The sequence below is a fragment of the Mesorhizobium sp. M1A.F.Ca.IN.020.06.1.1 genome, assembly GCF_004023265.1.
GTDB lineage: Bacteria > Pseudomonadota > Alphaproteobacteria > Rhizobiales > Rhizobiaceae > Mesorhizobium.
The window spans coordinates 1-7,287 of record NZ_RZSR01000219.1; the positions used below are offsets into that span (position 1 = coordinate 1).

Below are 7,287 nucleotides of genomic sequence, written 5' to 3' on the forward strand. Positions count from 1 at the left end.
GCCCATCGCTATCTTCTGCGTCCCGACAACCAGGCCCTTCAGCTCTTCGCAGCGCCGCGTGAGCCGTGAAGAGTCGACCTTCTTCGCTAACGCCAACGCTGTGCCGAGCTCCAGCTCCGCGCCGGAACGATCGCCGAGCTGAATGAGCAGCGCCGCGAGCGCAAGCCTGGCATCGGCGACATTGACCGGCGAGCCGACCTCGCTCCAGCGCGAGCATGCGGTCTGCAGCTCCCGAACAGCCTCGGTGGGGCGGTCTTCCCGTATGAAAAGTTCAGCCTTGGCCTCGGCGGACAGCGCCCGGATGGAGGCCATCGGCCAGCGCTGCGGCTGGCTCTCCAGCTCGGTGATAACTTCTTTTGCGCGCTCGAGACGATTGGTGCGCGCCGCCACCTTGGCGAGAGTGGCAAGGACCATGCCTCGCCGCTGCAGCGTCGGCCAGCCGTTTCCGACCAGGGAGCGCTCGAGAGCGCTGAAGGCGGCCTCGGCCTGGCCTTGCTCCAGCTGCAGCAGCGCCAGTCCGGGCTGCGGATCCCAGCCGGCGGCATGGGACGCACGATAGGCTGTTTCCGCCTCGGTGAGATCTCCGGCGGCCAGATGAATGTCACCTAAGACACGCAGCGCATCGCCCGTCGCCCAGGGGGCGTCGACGGCGAGCTGGTCGAGCGCGGCGCGTACCAGCGCCTCAGCCTCCCTCAGCGTGCCGTGAACGCCGAGCACTTCGGCGCGATGCAGCCGGCAGGAGCCCGACAGATCCTCAAGCCCATGTCCCCTGCACCAGTCCTCATAGCCGAGGGTCCATTGGTTGGCCCTCGCCCAGTCGCCAAAATTCCGGCAGGCCCAAAGTATGTTGCAGTAGAGAATGCCGCCGACGACCGGGTCCACGCCGCTGGAGAGGCCGAGCGCGGCGGCGAAATCCTGGTCCTCCTGGCCGGATTTGGTCTCACCGAGGCAGAGCTTGAAAAAACCGCGATAGATCAGCCCGAGCGACTCCACGACCGGATCTTCGAGATCCCTGCCAACCGCGAAAGCCTTTTCGGCAAGCGCAAGCGCCTGCTCCGGCTCGGCTTCCGCGCCCATGATGCGCGCTCCCATCCAGCACCACAGGCCGTGCTCCCTGCTGTCGGTTGCGCCATCGATCAGCTGCGCCGCCCGCTTGTGCCAGCCCTTGGCGACGGCAAGTTCCCCTCTCTCCAGATGAACCCTGGCCAGGCCGATTGCCGGGGACGCCGCTCGCAAGCGCTCGCCGGCCACGCCGTAGGCAGTCACCGCGCGCGCCAGAAGCGGGATGGCTTCAGCCGGGCGGCCCATGCACTCCAGCGCAAGTGCCCATTCCTCAAGATCGGCCGTCAGCAGCTCGCCAGCGGCATCCGCTTCGGTGAAGCAGGCTGCGGCCTCGTGCCATTTTCTGACAGCAACAGCTTCGCGTGCCGACAGAACCGGTGAACCGGGGCTCGAAAGCTTGCCGCCCGCGCCGGCCGGCCCGTTCGCCGAAATGGGCGGCAGGTCGAGGCAAATCCGGTAGCCGAAGCGGGGCAGGTTGCGCAGCGCCGTTTCCATGCCGCCCTGGCGAAGAACGCCGCGGGCAAGGCTTGCCACGCGCTGCAACGAAGCTTCCGTCACCGTCACGCCCGGCCATAGCGTTTCAAGCAATTCGTCTTTGCTCATGGCCCGGTCCCGGTGCCGCAGCAGAATGGCGAGGAAATCGAAGACCAGGGGCTGCACCTCGATCTCGCTTCCGGCGAGACGGAGGGCGCGAGCGTCCTCGTTAAGATCGAAGTCGGCGAAGCAATAAGTTCCCATCGGCAGCAATCCTGTAACGGCAGTAGGCAAAGGATCGGAAGAAGATAAGGACGGCGTAAGGACTGTCGGCCGCCTCTTGCGCAATTCTCCGTCTGCCCGGCGAGCCATGCTGCAGTTTAGCTCAGCGGCCCCGGGAATGTCACCGGCATCGAATCTGGTCGAGCGTCCGGAGGCATTTGAACCCAAGATCAAGGAGATTGCGAAATGCAGAAATACATCATCGAACGTGAAATTCCCAAGGTCGGCACCTTCGAGCGCGAGCAGCTTCGCGACGCCTCCAAGGCCTCGAACGCCGTTCTCGCCGAGCTCGGCCCGGACATTCAGTGGGTCGAATCCTTCGTCGCGGATGACAAGACCTTCTGCGTCTACCTCGCCAAGGACGAGGCGATCATTCAGCGCCACGCCAAGATGAGCGGCTTCCCGGCCACCAAGATCACGCAGGTGAAGCGCCTGTTCGATCCGACGACGGCATACGCCGCCGCCTGATGGAGGGATCGATCGTGAAGTGCCTTGCAGGCGAGTTGCGAGCACGATCGATCCTGATCTTCTGTCGGCCAAACCTTCGGGAGGGCCAGTCTGGCCCTCCCGATTTCATCATTCAAACAGAGGAGGATAAACCATGACCATCCTTGGACAGGAGCTTGCGGCCAACCACTCCGCGCTCGGACGGTTCCTCGTTGCAATCTTCGAAATCTGCCGTTCCGGCGGAGGCGTGCTTGCGCGCATCCTGCGAAATCGCAGGGGTCGGGCCACGCTGGACGAATTGCCGGACTATCTGCTGCGCGACATCGGCATCGAGGGGGCGGAGATACGTTTAGCTACCCGGTTGGGCCGCCAGGACCGTCATCGCGAGCGAACCTGAACGGCCTAAGGTTCCTGTCAGGCCACATCGACTACGCTGTTCGGCCGTGCCGGTCTGCCCGAAACTGTCGACACGTCCAAAATGCGCTGCTAGAAGCCCGCGCCACAGACAGGATTCCAAAAATTGGCAGAAGACATCGAACAGGCGGTATCGCGCCGCCGCACTTTCGCGATCATCGCCCACCCCGATGCCGGCAAGACCACGCTCACCGAAAAGCTGCTTCTGTTCGGCGGCGCCATCCAGCTTGCCGGCGAGGTCAAGGCCAAGAAAGATCGCATCCAGACCCGGTCCGACTGGATGAAGATCGAGCGCGAGCGCGGCATCTCGGTCGTCACCTCGGTGATGACCTTCGAATATGACGACAACGTCTTCAACCTGCTCGACACGCCCGGCCATGAGGATTTCGCCGACGACACCTACCGCACGCTCTCTGCGGTGGATTCGGCCGTCATGGTCATCGACGCCGCCAAGGGCATCGAGCCGCGCACGCTGAAACTGTTCGAGGTCTGCCGGCTGCGCGACATCCCGATCATCACCTTTGTCAACAAGATGGACCGCGAGAGCCGCGATCCGTTCGAAATCCTCGACGAGATCGAGCAGAAGCTGGCGCTGGACACAGCACCGGTTACCTGGCCGATCGGCCGCGGCAAGACCTTTTCGGGCACCTATCACCTGGCGCAGAACGCGGTGCGCCGGAGCGATGACGAGAAGGAGCGCACGCCCGTAAACGGCCCGGATTCCAACCGCGTCGCCGGGCTTTTGCCGGAAAACGAGCGCAACGACTTCATCGAGGAACTGGAGCTCGCGCGGGAAGCGTGCAGACCCCTCGACATCGACGCCTTCCGCGAAGGCCATCTGACGCCGGTCTATTTCGGCTCGGCGCTGCGCAATTATGGAGTGCGCGACCTGATCGAGGCGCTCGGCGCCTACGGGCCGCCGCCGCGGGCCCAGGCAGCCGATGAACGCACGGTCGAGGCGACGGAGGGGAAGATGACCTCCTTCGTCTTCAAGATCCAGGCCAACATGGACCCCAACCATCGCGACCGCATCGCGTTCGTCCGCGTCTGCTCCGGCAAGCTGGAGCGTGGCATGAAGGCCAAGCTGGTGCGCACCGGCAAACCGATGAGCCTCTCGGCGCCGCAATTCTTCTTCGCCCGCACCCGCGTCACCGCCGACGAGGCCTTCGCCGGCGACGTCGTCGGCATACCCAATCACGGCACGCTGCGCATCGGCGACACGCTGACCGAGGGCGAGGAGATCCTGTTCCGCGGCGTGCCGAACTTCGCGCCGGAAATCCTGCGCCGTGTCCGCCTCGGCGATGCGATGAAAGCCAAGAAGCTGAAGGAAGCGCTGCATCAGATGGCCGAGGAGGGCGTCGTGCAGCTGTTCTCGCCTGAGGACGGCTCGCCGGCCATCGTCGGCGTTGTCGGCGCGCTGCAGCTCGATGTGCTGAAGGAGCGGCTTAACATCGAATACACGCTGCCGGTGGATTTCGAGATGTCGCGCTTCTCCGTCTGCCGCTGGATCTCGGCCGACGACAGGGCGGATGTCCAGCGCTTTATCGAGGCGCATCGCGGCGACATCGCCCGCGACCTCGACAACGATCCGGTCTTCCTCGCCCAGCACGCCTTCTCGCTCAACTACGAGGCCGAGCGCTGGAAAGCGATCCGCTTCGCCGCGGTCAAGGATTATCAAGTCCGCGACAAGGCGGCGTGATTGTGGTGAATAGTGAATAGTGATAGTCGGGCATCCTCACCATTCACCGTTCACTACTCACGCGTAATCACCCCTTCGCCGCTTCCTCGATCGTGGCGATGTCGATCTTGCCCATCTGCATCATCGCCGACATCACGCGCCCGGCCTTCGCTCTGTCGGGGTCCTGAAGCAGACGCGGCAACTGCTCCGGCACTACCTGCCAGGAAACGCCGAACTTGTCCTTCAGCCAGCTGCAGCGTCCCGGTTCGCCGCCGCCTTCGGTGAGTCTGGCCCAGAAATAATCGACTTCTTCCTGCGTTTTGCAGTCGATCGACAGCGACATCGCCTCGGTGAACTTGTATTGCGGCCCCCCGTTGAGGGCTTGGAACTGCACCCCGTCGAGCTCGAACGAGGCGACCAGAACCTGGCCTTCCTGGGGATGGCCCTTGGGCCAGCGCGTGACGCTCAGCACCTTCGAATTCTTGAAGATGGCGACGTAGTGGTTCATGGCCTCCTCGGCCTGGCCGTCGAACCAAAGGAAGGTGGTGATCTTCTGCATGTCTTGCTCCTCCGACTTGTTCAGGTTGGCTCATCATCAACGGCGCGCCGGCGATTTGGCGCGGCTTTCGTACCGTCTGCCTCAAGGACGGCTCGGCGCGGCGCGATCCGACAGCGTTTTTCAAATTTCCTGAAGAATCGTGGCGCAGCGCAAAATTGTGGCAAGCCCGGACCTTGGCCGCTATAACCGCTGCCGACTGAAATACAGCGCCGCCGCGCCACGTTTTAGCGCGGCCAGCCAGCAAGGAATACCGATGCCCGCCTACCGTTCCCGCACCACCACCCATGGCCGCAACATGGCCGGCGCCCGTGGCCTGTGGCGTGCCACCGGCATGAAGGACAGTGATTTCGGCAAGCCGATCATTGCGGTGGTCAATTCCTTCACCCAGTTCGTCCCGGGCCATGTGCACCTGAAGGATCTCGGCCAGCTCGTCGCGCGCGAGATCGAGAAGGCCGGCGGCGTCGCCAAGGAGTTCAACACCATCGCCGTCGACGACGGCATCGCCATGGGTCACGACGGCATGCTCTATTCGTTGCCGTCGCGCGAGCTGATCGCCGACTCCGTCGAATACATGGTCAATGCGCACTGCGCCGACGCCATGGTCTGCATCTCCAACTGCGACAAGATCACGCCCGGCATGCTGATGGCCTCGCTACGCCTCAACATCCCGACCGTTTTCGTCTCCGGCGGCCCGATGGAAGCCGGCAAGGTGGTGCTGGGCGGCAAGGCGCAGGCGCTCGACCTCGTCGACGCCATGGTGGCCGCGGCCGACGACCGAATTTCAGATGAGGACGTCAAGGTGATCGAGCGCTCGGCCTGCCCGACCTGCGGCTCCTGCTCGGGCATGTTCACGGCGAACTCGATGAACTGCCTGACCGAAGCGTTGGGTCTCTCGCTGCCCGGCAACGGCTCGACTTTGGCCACCCATGCCGATCGCAAGCGGCTGTTCGTCGAGGCAGGCCATCTGATCGTCGATCTTGCGCAGCGCTATTACGAGCAGGAGGACGACAGTGCGCTGCCGCGCAGCATCGCCTCCAAGGGAGCCTTCGAGAATGCCATGGCCCTCGACATCGCCATGGGCGGCTCGACCAACACGGTGCTGCACATCCTGGCTGCCGCGCATGAGGGCGAGGTCGACTTCACCATGGAGGATATCGACCGGCTGTCGCGCCAAGTGCCGGTGCTTTGCAAGGTGGCGCCGGCCAAGTCCGACGTGCACATGGAGGATGTTCACCGCGCCGGCGGCATCATGGCGATCCTCGGCCAGCTCGACCAGGCCGGGCTGATCAACCGCGATCTGCCGACAGTCCACACCGCAACGCTGGGCGAAGCGCTCGACCATTGGGACATCGCCCGCACTTCCGCAGAGAATGTGCGCGAGTTCTTCCGCGCCGCGCCCGGCGGCGTGCCGACGCAGGTCGCCTTCAGCCAGGATCGCCGCTGGGAGGATCTCGACACGAACCGCGAGACGGGCGTCATTCGCTCGGCCAAGACGCCGTTCTCGAAGGATGGCGGCCTCGCCGTGTTGAAGGGCAATCTGGCGCTCGACGGCTGCATCGTGAAGACGGCCGGCGTCGACGAGTCGATCCTGAAATTCACCGGTCCGGCCCGCGTCTTCGAAAGCCAGGACGCTTCCGTCAAGGCGATCCTCGGCAACGAGATCAAGGCGGGCGACATCGTCGTCATCCGCTATGAGGGGCCGCGCGGCGGCCCCGGCATGCAGGAGATGCTCTACCCGACCAGCTATCTTAAGTCGAAGGGCCTCGGCAAGGCCTGCGCGCTGATCACCGACGGCCGCTTCTCCGGCGGCACGTCGGGTCTGTCGATCGGCCACGTCTCGCCGGAAGCCGCCGAGGGCGGGCTGATCGGCCTGGTTCAGGAAGGCGACACGATCGAGATCGACATCCCGAACCGCAAGATCCATCTCGCCGTCAGCGAAGCCGAGCTCGACGCCCGCCGCAAGGCTATGGCGGCCAAGGGCGCGGATGCCTGGAAGCCTGAGGAAAAGCGCAAGCGCAAGGTGACGACGGCGCTGCGCGCCTACGCCGCCTTCGCCACCAGCGCCGACAAAGGTGCTGTCAGGAAAGTGCCGGAATAAGTCGGGCAGCGCCCCCCTACCTCCCCCTTGTGGGCCCCTCTGTGGGGAGGTCGGACCGAAGGTCCGGGTCGGTCGGCGCCGCACCTCCACCCCGCTGCTGCGCAGCGACGGGTAAGCGCCGGCGTCACGGCATCAGCTGATATTCATAAAGCTTCTGATAGAGTCCGCCCTGTTTGAGCAGGGACTTGTGCGGGCCGCTTTCCAGCACCTTGCCGTTTTCCAGCACCACGATCGTGTCGGCCTGATGCACCGTTGACAGCCGATGCGCGATGA

6 protein-coding genes are annotated in these 7,287 nt (G+C 64.4%); 4 read left to right on the forward strand and 2 right to left on the reverse strand.

The annotated features are described in order from the left end of the window. Window positions 1-1,800: winged helix-turn-helix domain-containing protein (locus tag EOA60_RS12300; RefSeq protein ID WP_164899280.1), on the reverse strand; the 1,800-nt coding region annotated here is incomplete at its 3' end. 204 nt (window positions 1,801-2,004) lie between these two features. Between EOA60_RS12300 and EOA60_RS12305 the strand changes: the two genes are divergently transcribed. The 3 genes from EOA60_RS12305 to EOA60_RS12315 all read left to right on the forward strand — a co-directional run bounded on the left by EOA60_RS12305 (window position 2,005) and on the right by EOA60_RS12315 (window position 4,378). Then, window positions 2,005-2,286: a DUF4242 domain-containing protein gene (locus EOA60_RS12305; protein ID WP_067003570.1), complete on the forward strand. Its 282-nt coding sequence runs from the start codon at window positions 2,005-2,007 to the stop codon at window positions 2,284-2,286. A gap of 133 nt (window positions 2,287-2,419) precedes the next feature. After that, window positions 2,420-2,662 carry a DUF1127 domain-containing protein gene (locus EOA60_RS12310; protein ID WP_095824295.1) on the forward strand — a complete coding sequence of 81 codons (243 nt, stop codon included), beginning with the start codon at window positions 2,420-2,422 and terminating at the stop codon, window positions 2,660-2,662. A 123-nt stretch (window positions 2,663-2,785) separates the two neighbouring features. Then, window positions 2,786-4,378 carry a peptide chain release factor 3 gene (locus EOA60_RS12315; RefSeq protein ID WP_095780207.1) on the forward strand — a complete coding sequence of 531 codons (1,593 nt, stop codon included), beginning with the start codon at window positions 2,786-2,788 and terminating at the stop codon, window positions 4,376-4,378. A 67-nt stretch (window positions 4,379-4,445) separates the two neighbouring features. Here EOA60_RS12315 and EOA60_RS12320 read toward each other — a convergent pair whose 3' ends face one another. Next, window positions 4,446-4,916 carry a VOC family protein gene (locus EOA60_RS12320; RefSeq protein ID WP_067324344.1) on the reverse strand — a complete coding sequence of 157 codons (471 nt, stop codon included), beginning with the start codon at window positions 4,914-4,916 and terminating at the stop codon, window positions 4,446-4,448. Between the two features lie 253 nt (window positions 4,917-5,169). Here EOA60_RS12320 and ilvD point away from each other — a divergent pair, with 253 nt between their 5' ends. Continuing rightward, on the forward strand, window positions 5,170-7,014 hold the full coding sequence (gene ilvD, locus EOA60_RS12325) for a dihydroxy-acid dehydratase (RefSeq protein ID WP_095824294.1): 1,845 nt from the start codon (window positions 5,170-5,172) through the stop codon (window positions 7,012-7,014). Window positions 7,015-7,287: the final 273 nt, after the last annotated feature.